This window comes from Sphingomonas limnosediminicola (assembly GCF_039537965.1).
GTDB lineage: Bacteria > Pseudomonadota > Alphaproteobacteria > Sphingomonadales > Sphingomonadaceae > Sphingomicrobium > Sphingomicrobium limnosediminicola.
In genome coordinates, this window is the sequence record NZ_BAABBM010000001.1 from 2,442,052 (window position 1) to 2,458,224 (window position 16,173).

The following is a 16,173-nucleotide window of genomic DNA, read 5'->3' on the forward strand; positions in this document are numbered from 1 at the left end:
TCGGGCACATGAACAGGAAGGTCATTCTAGTCGCATTGGTCGCCGCCGCCGTCGTCACGGCGGGCGTCGCTCTGCGCTCGACCAACCGCGCTGATGCTGCCGCGGGCAATTGCTACGCGGACGCCACCGGCCCGTCGGAACCGACCGTCTGCAACTAGGGTCGGTGTAGCCGCCGGTTGATGGTGACGCGCGCACAAGGCTGCGCTAGAGGCCCACGCTTTCCACACCGGTGACCTGAATTGAGCCTCTACGCCCAATATGCCGCGCTCCTGGACGGAGTGCTCGACGAACTCGTTAGCGAAGGCGCGCTGCCGCAAGGCATCGAGCGCCGCAACGTGACAGTCGAGCCGCCGCGCGATGCCTCACATGGCGACCTCGCGACGAACGCGGCGATGGTGCTGGCGAAGGGGGCAGGGACGAACCCGCGCGCGCTGGCAGAAGCGATCAAGCCGAAGCTGGAGGCGCTTCCGACCGTCATCTCGGTTGAGGTCGCGGGCCCGGGGTTCATCAATATCCGCCTGCAGCCGGACGCCTGGCGTGACGAGCTTCGCACAATCCTGCGCGAAGGCGACGAATACGGTCTGTCGAAGATCGGCGCGAACGAGCGCGTGAACGTCGAATATGTCTCGGCCAATCCGACCGGACCGCTGCACATGGGCCACTGCCGCGGCGCAGTGGTCGGCGATAGCCTTGCGCGCCTGCTCGAGGCGGCGGGTTTTCGCGTCACCAAGGAATATTATGTCAATGACGCGGGCGCGCAGGTCGACACGCTCGCCCGCTCCGCGCACCTCCGCTACCGCGAAGCGCTGGGCGAGGACATCGGCGAGATCCCGTCCGGGCTTTATCCGGGCGATTATCTGAAGCCGGTCGGGACGCTGCTCGCCGCCGAATATGGCGATAAATACGTCTCGGCGCCGGAGAGCGAGTGGCTGACGATCTTCCGCGACACCGCGGTTTCAGCGATGCTCGATCTCATCCGTCACGACCTTGGGCTGCTGAACATCCACCATGACAAGTTCGCGTCGGAGGCGGAGGTTCAGCGCACTGGGGCCGCGATCAAGGCGATGGACGTGCTGCGCGAGAAGGGTCTCGTCTACGAAGGCGTGCTTGAGCGACCCAAGAGCCTCGACCCGCACGACGAATGGGAGCCGGTCGAGCTGACCCTGTTCCGCTCCACGCAATTCGGCGACGACCAGGACCGGCCGATGAAGAAGTCGGACGGCAGCTGGACCTATTTCGGCACCGACGCTGCCTATCATTGGCAAAAAGCGCAGGATGCCGCGCATCTCGTCAACATCTGGGGCGCCGACCACGCCGGGACGGTCAAGCGTGTGCAGTCGGCGGTGAAGGCGCTGACCGACGGCCGCGTCGATCTCGACGTCAAGCTCGTAAACATGGTCCGCCTGTTCCGCGCCGGCGAGCCGTTCAAGATGTCAAAGCGTGCGGGCGACTTCGTGACGCTGGCCGATGTCGTGAACGAGGTCGGCAAGGACGTCGTCCGTTTCATGATGCTGACCAAGCGCGCCGACACGCCGCTCGACTTCGATTTCGCGAAGGTGGTGGAGGCGTCGAAAGACAATCCTGTTTTCTACGTTCAATACGCCCACGCGCGGATCAGCTCGCTGAAGCGCAAGGCCGCCGACGCCGGACTCGACCTCACCCGCCCCGCCGATTTGTCCTTGCTGGACGATGAGGAACTGGCGCTGGTGAAGCGCGCCGCTCAATATTCGCGGGTGCTGGAAAGCGCGGCGATGGCGCATGAGCCGCACCGGATCGCTTTCTTCCTCTATGATCTGGCGGCGGAATTCCACGCCCTGTGGAACCGCGGCAACGACGACCCGTCGCGGCGCTTCCTGCTTGATAACAATCCACAACTTTCTCGCGCGCGGCTGGAACTCGCACTCGGAATCGCGCAAATAATCCGGAGCGGTTTGGCCTTGATGGGCGTCGCCGCGGCCGAGGAGATGCGTTGACGATGAGCGAAGCCCAAGCTGCTGGCGGCATCGACCGGCTGCCATGGCTCTCGGACGAACCGGCGCGCAAAGCGCCGGCCAGGCGCGCGAAACGTGACATTACCGGATGGGCCGCAGCGGCGGTGCTCTTGGTTGCGGGAACCTCTTTCTGGCTCGGCACACGCAGTCAGGCCCCGGAGAGCGTGAAAGAACAGCCCGCGAGACTTCCGGCGCAAGCTATAGCGGTGCCGGAAACACGTCCTGTTGCGCAACGGGGGGTAGGAGCGGCGGCTCAGCCTCAAGTAACGCTCGCCCCTTCTCGAGAAGTGCGCGCCGAGCGCGTCCCTGAAGTGCGAAGCTTCCCAGAACCTGTCGTTCGGCTGCAACGCCGCGAAGAGGCTCGACGTGTCGCTGTCGTTCGCGAAAATTCGGAAGCGTCGGCAATCGAGGCAGCGAAGCCGGTCGCCACTCCGGCGGTCACCGCGCCGCGCGCTTCAGTTCCGTTGCGCGCGTGGCCGGCGCGGGTAACTGCCGGCGCCTCGGGACGGCTCGTCCAGATCGGCGCTTATGGTTCGCGCCTCCAGGCGAAGCGGGGCTGGGTGAAGATGGTTCGCGCTTATCCTGCCGTCCAGCGCTTGCAGGCGGTGGTCGTCGAAACCCGCAATTCGCAGGGACGTCATTTCTATCGATTTCAGATCGGCACGACCTCGCAGGCGCACTCTGAAGTGCTTTGCCAGCGCATGCAGAAGATCGATCTCAGCTGCGCCGTGGTTGGACTCCCCTGGAAGGCAAAGGTCGAACGGTGACGGACCGGCGCTCGGCTTATGACGATGGACAGCTTCCCTGGCTGCAGGCTGTCGAGGACGAAGACGAGCCGACCGGCCTGTCGGCGCGCAAGATGCTCGCGGCGCTTGCCGTCGTTCTGGTTGCCGGTCTCCTAGTCGCCGCGACGTTCTTTTGGCTGGGCAGGCGCGATACGGTGGTCACCGGACCGCCTGAGCTGATCAAGGCCGAGCCCGGACCCTACAAGGTCAAGCCGCCCAATCCCGGCGGCCTCGACATCGCCGGCGAAAGCGAAACCGCCTTCGAAACGAGCGCGGGCGAAGACAAGGACGCGCAGCTCGACCTCAGCAAGGTGTCCGAAACGCCCGTTACCAAGCCGCCGAAAGCCGAGCCGCAGCCCGCGCCTGCGCCCGGCTTCTCGCAACAAGCGCCGAAAGCGCCCGAGGCTAGCCCGGCCGTCATTGGCCCGAAGGGCAGCACCATCCAGCTCGGCGCCTTTGCCAACCAGGCGCAAGCGGAGCGGGCGTGGACGGCACTGTCGGCGCGCTTCCCGGCGATCGGCAGCATGGGCAAAATGATCGTCCCCTTCACCGGCGGAATCCGGCTACGCGCGACCGCCGCGTCGCCGGCGGAAGCGAAGCAGGCGTGCCAGACGCTGAAGGCCGCCGGCGAGAACTGCTTCGTCGCCCAGTAATGCAAGCTGCAATCTACGCCCCCTTGGGCTTCGAGCTCTCTCGTGACGAAACGCGCTTCTTCCGCGACGCCGATCCGGCCGCATTCATTCTATTCCGTCGCAATTGCGAGAACCCCGAGCAGCTTCAGCGGCTGACGGATTCGCTGCGCAACCTGGCCGGCCGCGCGGACTTGCCGATCCTGATCGACCAGGAAGGAGGGCGGGTCGCACGGATGCGGCCGCCGGAATGGCCGGCATTTCCGGCCGCCGAGCGGTTCGCGCGGCTCTACCGCGCCGCGCCGTCGTCGGCGATCGAGGCGGCACGATCGAACGCGCGCGCGCTGGCGCTGATGCTCCGTTCCTGTGGCATCAACGTCGACGCATTGCCGCTGCTCGACGTCCGTCAGGAGGGCGCGACCGACATCATCGGCGACCGCGCTCTAGGTTCAGAACCGATGCAGGTCGCCGCACTCGGCCGCGCCGTGCTCGACGGTCTCGCCTCTGCAGGCGTCGTCGGGATCATCAAGCACATTCCCGGTCACGGCCGCGCTCTGGTCGACAGCCACAAGGAATTGCCGATCGTGACGGCAAGCGCGGAAGAGTTGGAGATCGATCTCGAACCGTTCGAACGGCTCGCATCGGCGCCGATGGGGATGACGGCGCACGTCGTCTACACCGCCTGGGACCCGGACCGGCCCGCGACTATGTCCCCGATCATCATTCGCGACATCATCCGCGGCCGGATCGGCTTCGACGGCTGGCTGATGAGCGACGATATCGGGATGGAAGCGCTGGAAGGTGATTTCGCCAGCCGCGCCGCGGGCGTCGTCGCTGCGGGGTGCGATGCGGCGCTTCATTGCTCCGGCAAGATGGAGGAGATGGTTGCCGTCGCCTCTGCCGTGCCTGTGATGAGTAACGAGGGCGAAGCGCGTCTGGCCCGCGCCATGGCATCGACGATGATCGAGCCTGAGCCGATGGATTTCGCCGAGGAAATCGCCAAGCGCGACACCCTGTTGGCGCTAGTTTAAGTACGCTAAGGTGGAAAGCGGCGACGAGTTTGACGAACGGCCAGTCCGCCAATCCGATGAGCTGACGCTTGCGCTCGACGGCTGGGAAGGGCCGCTCGACCTGTTGCTGAATCTTGCACGGGCGCAGAAAGTCGACCTCGCGCAAATATCGATCCTGCAACTGGTCGAGCAATATCTTGCTTATCTCGCTCAGGCGCGCGCGCTGAAGCTGGAGATTGCGGCCGATTATCTCGTGATGGCGGCCTGGCTTGCCTATCTCAAATCCTGCCTGCTTCTGCCAAAGGATCCGGAGCAGGACCCGAGCCCGGAGGAGATCGCGTTGCGGTTGCAGATGCGGCTGCAGCGGCTCGACGCCATGCGCGAGGTGGGCGCCCGCCTGCTTGGCCGCGACCGCATCGGCCGCGACGTGTTCATTCGGGGTGCGCCCGAAGGATTGCGGCTGATCCGCAAGGCTGCCTGGCAAGTCCGCGATTTCGACCTGTTCGCGGCCTATGGCGTGGTTCGCGCGCGAACGCAGCCGGCGATGCACGTCATTCATGCCCGCGCGGTAATGACGCTTGAAGAAGCGCTCGACCGGCTCGGCCAGATGATCGGAACGGCGGTCGATTGGACCGTTCTCGAGAGTTTTCTTCCCGCCACGCAGGACCCTCAATTCCGGAAGTCCGCGCTGGCATCGAGCTTCCTCGCGATCCTCGAACTAGCCAAGCGCGGCCGTCTCGAGTTCGTGCAGGACGAAGCCTTCGCGCCGATCAAGCTTCGGGCCGCCTGATGGACGAGCTGGTCCGCGCCATCGAAGCGACCTTGTTTGCCTCGGCCGCGCCGCTGACGGTCGATGAGATCGGCGAGCATGTCGGCGAGGGCGACGTCCCGGCAGCTTTGAGTGAGCTCGCCGGCCATTATTTGGCGCGCGGGATCCAGCTCGTCGAGCGTGGCGGGCATTGGCATTTTCAGACGGCGCCCGATCTCGCGCACCTTCTGCGCCGTACCCGCGAGGAGCCTCGCCGGCTATCCCGCGCTGCTACTGAGACGCTGGCCATCATCGCCTATCACGAGCCCGTCAGCCGTGCCGAGATCGAAGCGATCCGCGGCGTGCAGATTTCAAAAGGCACGCTAGACGTCTTGATGGATGCTGGCTGGGTGCGCCCGGCGGGACGCAGGGAAGGGCCGGGGCGGCCGCTCCTTTACGCGACGACGCAGGAGTTCCTGACCCACTTCGGCCTCGGCTCGCGCCGCGACCTTCCGGGCATCGACGACCTCAAGGCTGCTGGCCTGCTTGACCCACTGGACGAAGCCGTCTTCCAGCTTCAACTGGAAAGCGAAGACGAGGCAGACTAGATACGCGCCTCAAAGGAGTTTCCCATGGGCGGTTTCAGCATTTGGCATATTCTGATCTTCGCGGTCATCGTTCTGCTGCTCTTCGGCGGCAATCGCTTCTCGAATATGATGGGCGACGTCGCCAAAGGCCTGAAAAGCTTCAAGCAGGGCATGGCGGACGAGGATGACGACAAGCGTCATCGTTATGAAGAGCAGCGGCGCAATGAGCCGCCGCGGCAGCTTCCGCGCGAGGATGCCCGCGCGCAGGAGCCGATCGACGTGACGCCGCGGCCTGCCGAGCCGGCTTCGCCGCCGCCGCCGCGAGACGATCAAGTCCGCTAAGCCGCGCCAGGCGCGCCATGTTCGGCGTCGATTCTTCCGAGCTCGCGGTCGTCGCGATCCTCGCGCTGATCTTTATCGGCCCGAAGGATCTGCCCAAGGTCATGCGCACGGTCGGCCACTGGGTCGGTCGCGTACGTGGCATGGCCCGCCATTTCACGGCCGGCCTCGAGAATATCGTCCGCGAGGCCGAGCTCGAGGAAATGGAGAAGAAGTGGCGCGAGGAGAATGAGCGGATCATGCGTCTCTATCCGCCGACTGCGCACTACCCGGAGCCCGGGCAGCCCGATGAAATGCCGCCGATCGCCGATCCGGAGCCGCCGACCGCGGCGTCGGAGCCTGGCCCCAGCGACGAGCTTCCGCCTGAGAAGCGGCCGCTGCCGTGAAGGATATCGACGACACCAAGCAACCCCTGCTTGAACATCTGATAGAGCTGCGGAAGCGGCTGCTGCTCTGCCTCGCCACGCTCGTCGTGACCTTCTTTCTGTGCTTCGCGTTCGCGAAGGATATTTTCGCCGTGCTCGTCCAACCCCTGCTTCGCGCCGGACAGGGCAAGCTCATCTACACCGATATTTTCGAAGCCTTCTTCACGCAGGTGAAGGTGTCGCTGTTCGCGGCTATCATGCTGAGCTTTCCGGTTCTGGCGACGCAATTATGGCGCTTCATCGCGCCAGGTCTCTACGCCAAGGAAAAGAACGCCTTCCTGCCATTCCTGCTCGCAACACCCTTCTTCTTCGCGGCAGGCGCGTGCTTTGCTTATTTTGTTGCCATGCCCTGGGCGCTGCACTTCCTCCTGAGCTTTCAGGGGAATGTCGGCGGAATCCAGCAGGAGGCGCTGCCCGGCGTCGGCAATTACCTGAATTTCGTCACCCGCTTCCTGTTCGGCTTCGGCGCGGCTTTCCTGCTGCCAATCCTGCTGATGATCCTGGAACGCGCCGGCATCGTCACGCGCGAGCAGCTAGCCAAGTCGCGTCGCTATGCGATCGTCGGCTCGGCCGCGGTGGCGGCTGTGCTCACTCCGCCGGACGTCGTGTCGATGCTGATGCTGCTGGTACCGCTCTACAGCCTGTATGAGCTGGCAATCCTCGCGATACGCATCACCCATTGGCGCGCGGCGCGAAAAGCCGCGCAGTCGCCTACTTCCGATGTCGTTGTTCAGGAGGCCCAGACGATAGAGGGCCCGGAAACGCCACCGGGGGGGGGGAGGGTTGGCGGTTCCGGGCCCATTTAATCGGATAGCGAGAGCGGGGGGGCAAAAGGTCACTATCCGAACAGCACAACGCGGCGTCTTCGCAAACAGTTCCGGGATTTTTTGAAGAATTTTAGCCGCCGCCGTAACGACCCTTGATACCGGTTCAGACGGCCGGAAACACCGGCAGGTCAACGCTATACCGAGCTAGCTTCCGCTCCAGCGGCGACCGCAGCTGTTTTGCTAGCCCCGCAACGATTCGCTCGAACTGCATCTTGTCTCTTGATTCCTCGTCGTCCGGGTTCAGGACCTTGCTGGCGATCGTCAGCCGGGCCGTAAGCTCGCTGGTACGCCTTAGCGAAAGCTCGACCGGATCCTGCGGACAATTCAGCATCGAAAATTCAACGATTTCCGTCACCAGGAAGGCGACGGCGACCGCAACGTCTTGGGTCGTGTAGACGGTGTCGAGCTCGAGCTCGATGCTGAGGCCGCGTGCGACATCGGGGGCGCCGGCACGAAGCTCCGCCGCAAGTTCGGTAATCAACGGCCGTAGCGCGATACCGCGATTTTCTTCCATCTCCGCAAAGTGATTGCGGTGCACGACCGACAGTGCGCCGACGCGCCGGCCGATGCCGGCATAAGCGGCTTGCGCCTCGCCAGTCTCGGCGCTCCGTCCGTGGATGTTCAGAAGCGATGCGACGACCTGGAGGTTGTTCTTCACGCGATGGTGGACTTCGCGGACGAGGCGTCGTTGTCCCTCAAGCGCGTTCACCATGTCGCGTTCCGAATCCTCGACTCGAGCAATGGCGCGGGCGAAGGCATCGCGAAGGGCCTGGATCTCCGTGGATGGGCCTAGCTTGCGGGGAAGCTCGATTGGCGATTGGCCGGGTTGATAATCGCGCACTGCGCGTTCCAGCCGCTTCAGCGGACGGATTAGCAGCCTGCTCACCAGCAGCCACGTGACCAAGGCGGCCGCGACCCACATCAGCACCGGCAGGAGCAGCATCAACCGATCTTCGGTCGAAACCCGCTGGGGCTTGGTGCCGATCCGCGCGATCAGGCCGCCATCGCCGATCGGCCATTCAGAAATCGCCAGGCGGGGATCGCCGTCCGGCGGTGCGAGCACGCGCAATTCGCCATCGCCATCGCGAAGGATGAGAAGCTTGATGGTCCTGCCGGCATCGCCGGCCGCAGTGCGAATTTCGCTCATCGGCAGGGCGGCAGTGACCATGCCACCGACGACGCCGGCGCGAATGGCGATCGAATCGGCGCCGGGCGCAATACGCACCCTGATGTCGCCGGGGGCGATGATGGGAAGCTGGCCTGTATCTCCCACCCGCCCGGTTGCGCAGAGTGGCGTGCCATCCGCCGCTTCCAGTTCGAAGCTCTGCGCTATCGCCGGTGCGATCGCCAGCGATTTGCGCGCCCGATCGCAGGAGTCCGCGCCTCCGCTCGAAATCGCGCCGTTTGCGGCGACGCGAAGCGCGAGCGCGTTTCGTGCGATGAGGCTTTCGATCGATTGCACCGCGGCGCGAGCTTGCTCCTGCTCGTGTCCTCTCAGTGCCTCGTTGGCCTGGCGTATCCCGCTTTCGCCGAGGATCGTCAGGCCAATGCCGATCGGCAAAATGGCAGCGGTCAGGATTAGGAGAAGCTTCGCCGCTGTCGGCAGTCGCGCGAACCGCTCCATCAATGTCATGGCTTGGCGCGACTCAGCGCTCGTGGCCCGAAGTTGCGGGGCCTAGCTGAGCTTTCCGATAAGGCTGAGAAAATCGTCGGGCACCGATTCACGAAGCGTATCGTCGTAAATCGTGCGCAGCGCACGCCCGAGGTCTGTCGAGCGCTGCTTGCTGTTCTTCTTGTCAGACAGCGGCGGCTTCTTCGAGCGCTTTGCATGCGCCCCTTCGTCCGACTCGCTTCGCTTCCTGGCACTCAACCTCGTCCCCCTCGCGCGGGCTCTCTAGCCGCGCCTCATACTAATCTCATCTGTCGGCGCAACGGCTTCAATGCCAATGACCAAATGCGGTATTGGCTTCAATAAATTCCGACAGACACAGAACTGCGCAGCTTCCGAGTTGAAACAGCTCTTCGGCAAGCCCAGCTCCGACACGGAAACCAAATGGACGTTCCTTTGTTCCAGTTGCACTTTACATCCTTGGGGGAGGCGCAGCGCGGCAAATGCGATCGGTCCTTCCAGGGTTGCAACAAATCCGACCCGCCGCCTAAGACGGCGCACATTTCGACGGAGACCACTTACCTATGTCCCTTGGCCAGGAACTTGCTCCGCACCTGCCTTTCCTCCGCCGCTACGCACGCGCGCTGACCGGAAGCCAGGCGCACGGCGACGCATTCGTTCGCGCAACGCTCGAAGCGATCGTCGCCCAGCCCGATGAATTCCCGCGCGACGTCGATCCGCGGCTAGGCCTGTACAAGACCTTTCACGCGATTTGGTCGACGGCGAACATCGAAGAAGGCGAAGAGCCCTCGATGAGCCCAACAGGTGCGGAAGGCATCGCCCACGCGCGCCTTTCACGGATCACGCCGCTGTCGCGACAGGCACTGCTGCTGACCTCGCTTGAAGGTTTTTCGTCCGAGGACACAGCTTATCTCATCAACGCGAGCCCCAAGGACGTCGACAGCCTCGTTGCCGAAGCGCTCGAGGAAATCGAACGGCAGACGCTGGCGGACGTCCTCATTATTGAGGACGAGCCGATCATCGCGATGGATATCGAAACCATCGTTCGCGACCTCGGTCACAATGTCACGGGCGTCGCTGTCACGCGCGACGAGGCCGTGGCGCAGGCACGCCAGAGTCCTCCGGGCCTCGTGCTCGCCGACATCCAACTCGCCGACGATTCGAGCGGAATCGACGCGGTGAAAGACATTCTCGCCGAATTCTCGGTGCCGGTGATCTTCATCACGGCGTTCCCCGAGCGCTTGTTGACGGGCACGCGGCCGGAGCCGACCTTTCTCATTACCAAGCCGTTCCAGCGGTCTACGGTGAAGGCGGCGATTGCCCAGGCACTGTTTTTTGACGCAGCGACCGTTCCGGCGGGTTGAAGGCGGAACACGATTCCTGCCGACGCGTTGGCCGGTGGAACAGTGATTTCGTGACGAGAGCATAATGGTCGATACGCGCAATTCTGACGCTCCGATTACCGAGACCGCCACGGAAGCGCGTGCGGGCTCGACGCCCGGCGTCGCCCGTTACGTCCTCATCTTTGGCACGTTGCTGGTGATCATTTTATTTGCCGTGATCGTCTTGGTCGGGCGCTCTTGAGCACCTAGCTACTGCTGCAATCGCTGTTCATGTTCGATCAAACTGCGTGCGACCACGGTCGCGGGCAGTCAAAGGGTGGGGTCTGGTTTTGGTAGAAGAACGCGAACAGGAGGTGCACGAAGGCGCTATTACTGGCGCCTCCGGCGAGCCCGTCCCGCTTTCGGACCCAGAGTTCAAGGACCAGCTGGCGCAGGTCATTCCGCACCTTCGGGCGTTCGGCCGCTCGCTTTCGGGTAGCCGCGACCTCGCCGACGATCTTGTCCAGGAAACGCTCCTAAAGGCATGGGCAGCGCGCAAGCGCTTCCAGGCGGGCACGAACATGCGCGCATGGACCTTTATCATCTTGCGCAACCTGTTCCTCAGCCAGATGCGTCGCGCGCGCTTCAAGGGCGAGTGGGACGATATCACCGCGTCGAAGATCCTCGCCGCACCGGCCAGCCAGGACCGGCATATCGAGCTTGGCGACATGCAGCGGGCGCTCATGCACCTGCCGCAGCCGCAGCGTGAGGCTTTGATCCTCGTCGGTGCGGGCGGCTTCGCTTATGAAGAAGCAGCCGAAATCTGCGGCTGTGCGGTCGGCACGATCAAAAGCCGCGTGGCGCGCGGGCGCGTTGCGCTCGAGCAATTGCTGTCGAGCGGCAAGTTGCCTTCTCGGCGGCAACACCGGACCGATCCGGACAAGTCCGCGCTGCAGACGATCATGGGCGAGGTCGACGAACTCAGCCGCGACCACGAATAGTCGCGTCCCCAATCACATTTCTGTCGGCGAATTTAATTCAGTCGGCGCAAAAGATCCGCGAAATCGCGGTCGCACGGCTCGGCTGCCGCAGCCTCGAAGGCGCGGCGGAGCGCGGCGGTAATGCCGGCATGAGCAGGCGGGACGTCCACACGGATAATTTGACGATCCATATTGTGCACCTCCGACGCCGCTGCCTTGTTGGTCTCCAGCTTCATCGAATCAACTAACGTGGGTCGAGCGCGGAAGTTTCGTGGAAATGCCAGATCGGGCAATGACATGCTTGTGATCGATCGCGGTGATTCTCGAAAAGCGCGAAACAACGCATTGGAACGTGCCGAAGCGCATTCGCCCTTCCTTCGAGACGCGATGCGCAGCCAGGCGCCGATCGCCGCTATCTTTCTGAACCAAGGTGCGCGGGCGGCTGCCCGGCTGGCCCTGGATGCAGAAGCCGACACGCTGGAAGCGCGGCTTCGACGCCGGCGGCACGGGCTGGCGCTGGCCGTCGCGCTCGGTGATCTCGCGGGCGAATTCCCGCTGGAGGAGATTACCGGTCTCCTATCCGACTTCGCTGACAGTTCGATGAACGCGGCCATCACCGATGCGATTGCAGAACGGACGCCCGGCGTGGAGCCGCAGGGTTTCGCAGTCATCGCCATGGGCAAGCTCGGCAGTCACGAACTCAATTATTCGTCGGACGTCGACCTGCTGTTGCTATTCGACTCCGCCACATTGCCGAAGCGGGGCCGCGACGATGCCGGCGAAGCGGCGGTACGAATTGGCCGCCGGCTCATCGAGCTTCTCCAGCGACGAACAGCGGACGGCTATGTCCAGCGAGTCGATCTCAGGCTGCGGCCGTCGCCGGAGGTGACGCCGATCGCGCTTCCGCTGCACGCCGCCATTTCCCACTACGAATCGAGCGCGTTGCCGTGGGAGCGCGCGGCTTTCATTCGCGCTCGTGCCGCGGCGGGCGACAAGCTGCTTGGTCAGCGGTTTCTCGACGCAATTCAGCCGTTCGTGTGGCGCCGCTCGCTGGACTTCGGGGTCATCGAGGAAGTCCGCCAAATCTCGGCGCGTATTCGCGACCATTATGCTCAAGGGTCGCGCATTGGACCGGGCTTCGACCTCAAGCGCGGACGCGGCGGCATTCGCGAGGTCGAGTTCTTCGTGCAAATCCAGCAGATGATCCACGGCGGCCGCGACGCTTCTGTGCGCGTCCCCGCCACGCTTGATGCGATCGAGGCGCTGACTGCAGCGGGGCGGCTGGAAGCGCCGGCCGCGCGAGATCTGGCCGACGCCTATCGCTTGCTTCGGACCGTTGAGCATCGCGTGCAGATGGTGGACGACGCCCAGACGCACCTCCTCCCCTCGGCGCCGGACGCACTCGACAATGTCGCGCAGCTGCATGGGCTGAAGAATGGCGACGCGCTGATCGAGCTCGTTCGCCCGCATGTCGAGAAAGTTGGCGAGCAGTTCGACAGCCTCTCGCCCGAAGAGCGCAAGCAGCTCTCGAACGACCCGGATATCCTCCGTAGGGAGCTCGCTGAGTTGGGCTTCACGGACCCTGCCTCGGCGACGCGCCATATCGCCGATTGGCGTTCAGGCAAGGCTCGCTCGCTGCGTTCGCCGACGGCGCAGCAGGCGTTCGAGGCGATGCTTCCCGGCCTATTGCAGGCGATCGCCGTCGGCGCCGACCCCGACCACGCCCTCAACCGCCTCAGCGATATCGTCGAGCGGCTGTCGAGCGGCATCAATCTGTTCCGCCTGCTGGAGGCTCGTCCGCCGCTGGCGCAACTGTTCGCCAAGATCCTCGCTCACGCGCCCGCGCTCGCCGACCAGCTCGCGCGCCGGCCGGAGCTGTTCGAAGGCCTGTTCGACGCTTCGAGTTTCGAAATGCCGCCCGACGCCGACAATTTCGGCAGGCTGTTGGCGAGTGCGATGCAGGGCCAGTCCTACGATGTCGCGCTCGATCGCGTCCGGCGAATGGTCAACGAGCGGCGGTTCGCGCTTGGCGTCCAATTGATCGACGGCCATCGCGACCCGCTCGACGTGACCGAAGGCTACGCGCGTGTCGCAGAGGGAGCGCTGATCGCGCTGGCGGACGCGGCGCTCGACGAGTTCAAGAAGGCGCACGGCGTCTTTCCAGAGGGGGAGCTGGTAGTCCTCGGTCTCGGACGGCTTGGCGGCCATTCACTGACGCACGCCTCAGACCTCGACCTCATCTACCTCCATACCGCCGAGCCTGGCGCAACGTCCGACGGCCGCAAGCCGCTCGGTCCGAACGATTATTTCAACCGCCTGGCCAATCGCGTCACCGCGGCGCTCAGCGTGCCGACGGCGGCAGGCCCGCTTTACGAGGTCGATACGCGCCTTCGGCCGGAGGGCGCCAAGGGCATGATTGCCGTCTCGCTCGATGCCTTCGAGCGCTACCAGCGGCAGGAAGCATGGACTTGGGAACACATGGCCTTGTGTCGCGCGCGTCCGGTGTTCGGTTCGCCTGCGGCGCGCGATCGCATCTCGACGATGATCGAAGGCATCCTCCGCATGCCGCGCGACTTTGCGAAGATTGCGGGAGACGCGGCCAAGATGCGCGCCGACATGGAGCGCCACAAGCCGCCACACAGCAAGCTCGATGTGAAGCTGGGGCCCGGCGGCCTCGTCGATCTGGAATTCGCGGTGCACGTTCTCCAGCTCACGACGCACGTCGGTCTCGACACGCGACTGGAGGTCGCACTCGAACAGCTGGAAGCGGAGTCTTTAGTTCCGACAAATATTGTCGACGCGCTAAAGTTGCTTTCACGCATGCTCGTGATGATGCGCCTCGTCGCGCCTGGGAGCGTCAAGCCCACCGCCGATACCTGGCACATGGTCGCGCTGGCTTGTGGTGCGGCAAGCTGGGACGAGCTTCTTGCCGAGCACGACGCCGCACGGCAGAGGATCGCCGAGCTGTGGAACAGCATCAGGAAAGAGGCATGAGAATGAACGAAGGCGATAAAGCCCCGGCAATCACCGCGACCGCGAGCGACGGCAGCAGCATCAACCTCGGCGCTCCGGGCCAGCCACTGGTGCTCTATTTCTATCCCAAGGACGACACCACCGGCTGCACGCGCGAAGCGCAGGATTTCACAGCGCTTGCGGGCGACTATGCCAAGGCCGGCGTCAAGGTCGTCGGCCTGTCCCGTGACCCGATGAAAAAGCACGAGAAGTTCATCGGCAAGTACAGCCTCTCCGTCCCCCTGATTTCAGACGAGGACGGCCGCATTTCCGACGCATTCGGCACGTGGGTCGAAAAGTCGATGTATGGTCGCAAATATATGGGGATGGAGCGCGCAACCTATCTGATCGGCGCCGACGGCCGCATCCTCAAGGCATGGCGCAAGGTCAAAGTCCCCGACCACGCCGCCGAAGTCCTGAAGGCGGCTAAGGAAGCCGCCTGATCTTCAGCCCGCGAGGGCTTTGATGATCATCTCCCAGTGGAGCACGTCGTCGTACATGGCGCGGACGGGGATACGTTCGTCGAGGCCGTGGGCGCGCTCGTCATCAGGGGAGATTCCCCAACTGCCGTCCACGTCATAGACCGGGATGCCCTGAGCGCGGAAGAATGAGCCGTCGCTGGCGCCCGTCGACATCACCGGGAACACGTGCATGTCGGGTCCGTGGAAACGCAATGCCGCCGCCTTCACCGCGTTTACCACGTCCGCACGGGGCGGAGAGGCGGGCGTCGTGACGCCGATATAATTGGGATCGGGCTTCACCTCGACCTTCGGGCCGACCATCTGCTGAAGCTCGGCCTGCACCGTCTTCGGTTCGACGCCCGGGAAGATACGGCAATTGACTGTCGCTTCCGCCATTTGCGGCAGCGCATTGTCGGCATGACCGCCCTTCAGCATCGTCGCCACACAACGGGTGCGGGTCAGGCCAACCTCAAGCGGATTGGCCTCGATCGCGTCGGCCGCCGCGCCATCCTTCGGATTGGCAAGCCATGCGCGGATCTGCTGGCCGAGCGGGCTATTGCCCTCCTGCCGTGCGCGCTCTTCAAAATAGCCGCGCGTGATGTCGTTCTGCATCGGCTGGAAGCGGTAAGACTTCAGCTTCTCCAGCGCGTCCGTGAGTTCGTAAATGGCATTGTCGGCACGCGGGCGCGAGCTGTGGCCGCCCGGATTGTGGGTCGTGAAGAAGTAAGTCTGGAAGGTCTTCTCGGCCATCGAGATACCGAAGCCGAGCGGCTTGAAGTCGCGGCTGTAGGCGGCACCGCCGCCGTCAGCGTTGAGCCCGAACTCCGCATTCGTGAACTCGCGCCATTTGGTTGAGCCTAGGGTAGCGCCGACGCCCCGCGTTTCCTCGTCGCCGCTGTAGAAGAAGATGATGTCGCGGTTCGGCTTGAACCCCTGCGACATGAGCTTGATCGCAGCCATCGTCGTCGCGACGTCGCCGTTCTTCATGTCGGACGTGCCGCGGCCGAGGAAGTATCCACCTTCCTCGCGGAAGACGAAGGGATCGTACTTCCAGTCCTCGCGCTTCGCCTCGACCACGTCCATGTGGCCCAGGATCAGCATCGGTTTCTTCGTCGCGTGCGGCGAGCGCCAGCGGACGATGAGCGCCGCGGTCTGGTCACCCGGAAGCGCCTCGTAAGGCATGATGCGGATGTCGGCGTCAGGAATGCCGGCCGCGCGGAACTGGTCCGCCAGCAACTTCGCCATCCGCGGCATTTCGCCGCGATTGTGGACGGTCGGGATCTCGATCGCCTGCTTGAACAATGCGCGCGTTTTTGCCTGCCATGCCGGGTCGAGCTTGGTCGGCAACGTCCGCGGGTCGGTTGCGGCGACGGCGGTGCCGGACAGCATTGCGGCGAGGGCGAAAGCAAAAACGCGCTTCATTCAAA

General features: G+C 64.1%; 19 protein-coding genes. 15 read left to right on the top strand and 4 right to left on the bottom strand.

Annotated elements, in window-relative coordinates:
• Positions 1–8: 8 nt before the first annotated feature.
• The 10 genes from ABD704_RS12480 to tatC all read left to right on the top strand — a co-directional run bounded on the left by ABD704_RS12480 (position 9) and on the right by tatC (position 7,320).
• Positions 9–158 (top strand): hypothetical protein, encoded by a 150-nt coding sequence (locus tag ABD704_RS12480; RefSeq protein WP_344700023.1) that lies wholly within the window; start codon positions 9–11, stop codon positions 156–158.
• A gap of 81 nt (positions 159–239) precedes the next feature.
• Positions 240–1,973: an arginine--tRNA ligase gene (gene argS / locus ABD704_RS12485; RefSeq protein WP_344700024.1), complete on the top strand. Its 1,734-nt coding sequence runs from the start codon at positions 240–242 to the stop codon at positions 1,971–1,973.
• A gap of 2 nt (positions 1,974–1,975) precedes the next feature.
• A complete protein-coding gene (locus ABD704_RS12490) occupies positions 1,976–2,758 on the top strand; it encodes an SPOR domain-containing protein (RefSeq protein WP_344700025.1) in 783 nt (260 codons plus the stop codon).
• Complete coding sequence (locus ABD704_RS12495; protein WP_344700026.1) at positions 2,755–3,429, top strand: SPOR domain-containing protein; 675 nt, start codon at positions 2,755–2,757, stop codon at positions 3,427–3,429. The genes ABD704_RS12490 and ABD704_RS12495 overlap by 4 nt, the downstream gene beginning before the upstream one ends.
• Positions 3,429–4,436: a beta-N-acetylhexosaminidase gene (gene nagZ / locus ABD704_RS12500; RefSeq protein WP_344700027.1), complete on the top strand. Its 1,008-nt coding sequence runs from the start codon at positions 3,429–3,431 to the stop codon at positions 4,434–4,436. Before ABD704_RS12495 ends, nagZ begins: the two co-directional genes overlap by 1 nt.
• 10 nt (positions 4,437–4,446) lie before the next feature.
• On the top strand, positions 4,447–5,205 hold the full coding sequence (locus ABD704_RS12505) for a segregation and condensation protein A (protein ID WP_344700028.1): 759 nt from the start codon (positions 4,447–4,449) through the stop codon (positions 5,203–5,205).
• The gene (scpB, locus tag ABD704_RS12510) at positions 5,205–5,771 is read left to right on the top strand and encodes an SMC-Scp complex subunit ScpB (protein WP_344700029.1); all 567 of its coding nucleotides are present in this window, start codon (positions 5,205–5,207) and stop codon (positions 5,769–5,771) included. The genes ABD704_RS12505 and scpB overlap by 1 nt, the downstream gene beginning before the upstream one ends.
• Before the next feature lie 24 nt (positions 5,772–5,795).
• Positions 5,796–6,092: a twin-arginine translocase TatA/TatE family subunit gene (locus ABD704_RS12515; protein WP_344700030.1), complete on the top strand. Its 297-nt coding sequence runs from the start codon at positions 5,796–5,798 to the stop codon at positions 6,090–6,092.
• A 17-nt stretch (positions 6,093–6,109) separates the two neighbouring features.
• Complete coding sequence (gene tatB / locus ABD704_RS12520) at positions 6,110–6,475, top strand: Sec-independent protein translocase protein TatB (protein WP_344700031.1); 366 nt, start codon at positions 6,110–6,112, stop codon at positions 6,473–6,475.
• Entirely contained in the window at positions 6,472–7,320 is an 849-nt protein-coding gene (gene tatC / locus ABD704_RS12525; protein ID WP_344700032.1) for a twin-arginine translocase subunit TatC, read from the top strand. Before tatB ends, tatC begins: the two co-directional genes overlap by 4 nt.
• A gap of 124 nt (positions 7,321–7,444) precedes the next feature.
• On the opposite strand, the gene ABD704_RS12530 is transcribed toward tatC, so the two are convergent.
• Together ABD704_RS12530 and ABD704_RS12535 are read right to left on the bottom strand one after the other, a co-directional pair.
• Positions 7,445–8,974, bottom strand: a complete 1,530-nt coding sequence (locus ABD704_RS12530) for a sensor histidine kinase (RefSeq protein ID WP_344700033.1) — start codon at positions 8,972–8,974, stop codon at positions 7,445–7,447.
• Between the two features lie 42 nt (positions 8,975–9,016).
• Positions 9,017–9,211, bottom strand: a complete 195-nt coding sequence (locus ABD704_RS12535; RefSeq protein ID WP_344700034.1) for a NepR family anti-sigma factor — start codon at positions 9,209–9,211, stop codon at positions 9,017–9,019.
• Between the two features lie 323 nt (positions 9,212–9,534).
• Between ABD704_RS12535 and ABD704_RS12540 the strand changes: the two genes are divergently transcribed.
• From ABD704_RS12540 to ABD704_RS12550, 3 genes are all read left to right on the top strand, one after another.
• Positions 9,535–10,335 (top strand): response regulator, encoded by an 801-nt coding sequence (locus ABD704_RS12540; protein WP_344700035.1) that lies wholly within the window; start codon positions 9,535–9,537, stop codon positions 10,333–10,335.
• Between the two features lie 64 nt (positions 10,336–10,399).
• On the top strand, positions 10,400–10,555 hold the full coding sequence (locus tag ABD704_RS12545; RefSeq protein WP_344700036.1) for a hypothetical protein: 156 nt from the start codon (positions 10,400–10,402) through the stop codon (positions 10,553–10,555).
• Positions 10,556–10,667: 112 nt separating this feature from the next.
• Complete coding sequence (locus tag ABD704_RS12550; protein ID WP_344700037.1) at positions 10,668–11,294, top strand: sigma-70 family RNA polymerase sigma factor; 627 nt, start codon at positions 10,668–10,670, stop codon at positions 11,292–11,294.
• Positions 11,295–11,326: 32 nt separating this feature from the next.
• On the opposite strand, the gene ABD704_RS12555 is transcribed toward ABD704_RS12550, so the two are convergent.
• Entirely contained in the window at positions 11,327–11,572 is a 246-nt protein-coding gene (locus ABD704_RS12555; protein ID WP_344700038.1) for a hypothetical protein, read from the bottom strand.
• On the opposite strand from ABD704_RS12555, the gene ABD704_RS12560 reads away from it, so the two are divergent.
• Together ABD704_RS12560 and ABD704_RS12565 are read left to right on the top strand one after the other, a co-directional pair.
• Complete coding sequence (locus tag ABD704_RS12560; protein ID WP_344700039.1) at positions 11,571–14,267, top strand: bifunctional [glutamine synthetase] adenylyltransferase/[glutamine synthetase]-adenylyl-L-tyrosine phosphorylase; 2,697 nt, start codon at positions 11,571–11,573, stop codon at positions 14,265–14,267. The genes ABD704_RS12555 and ABD704_RS12560 overlap by 2 nt on opposite strands.
• Positions 14,268–14,269: 2 nt before the next feature.
• A complete protein-coding gene (locus ABD704_RS12565; protein ID WP_344700040.1) occupies positions 14,270–14,728 on the top strand; it encodes a peroxiredoxin in 459 nt (152 codons plus the stop codon).
• A 3-nt stretch (positions 14,729–14,731) separates the two neighbouring features.
• Here the strand turns inward: ABD704_RS12565 and ABD704_RS12570 are convergent, their stop codons facing one another.
• The gene (locus tag ABD704_RS12570; RefSeq protein ID WP_344700041.1) at positions 14,732–16,168 is read right to left on the bottom strand and encodes a M20/M25/M40 family metallo-hydrolase; all 1,437 of its coding nucleotides are present in this window, start codon (positions 16,166–16,168) and stop codon (positions 14,732–14,734) included.
• Positions 16,169–16,173 lie beyond the last annotated feature (5 nt).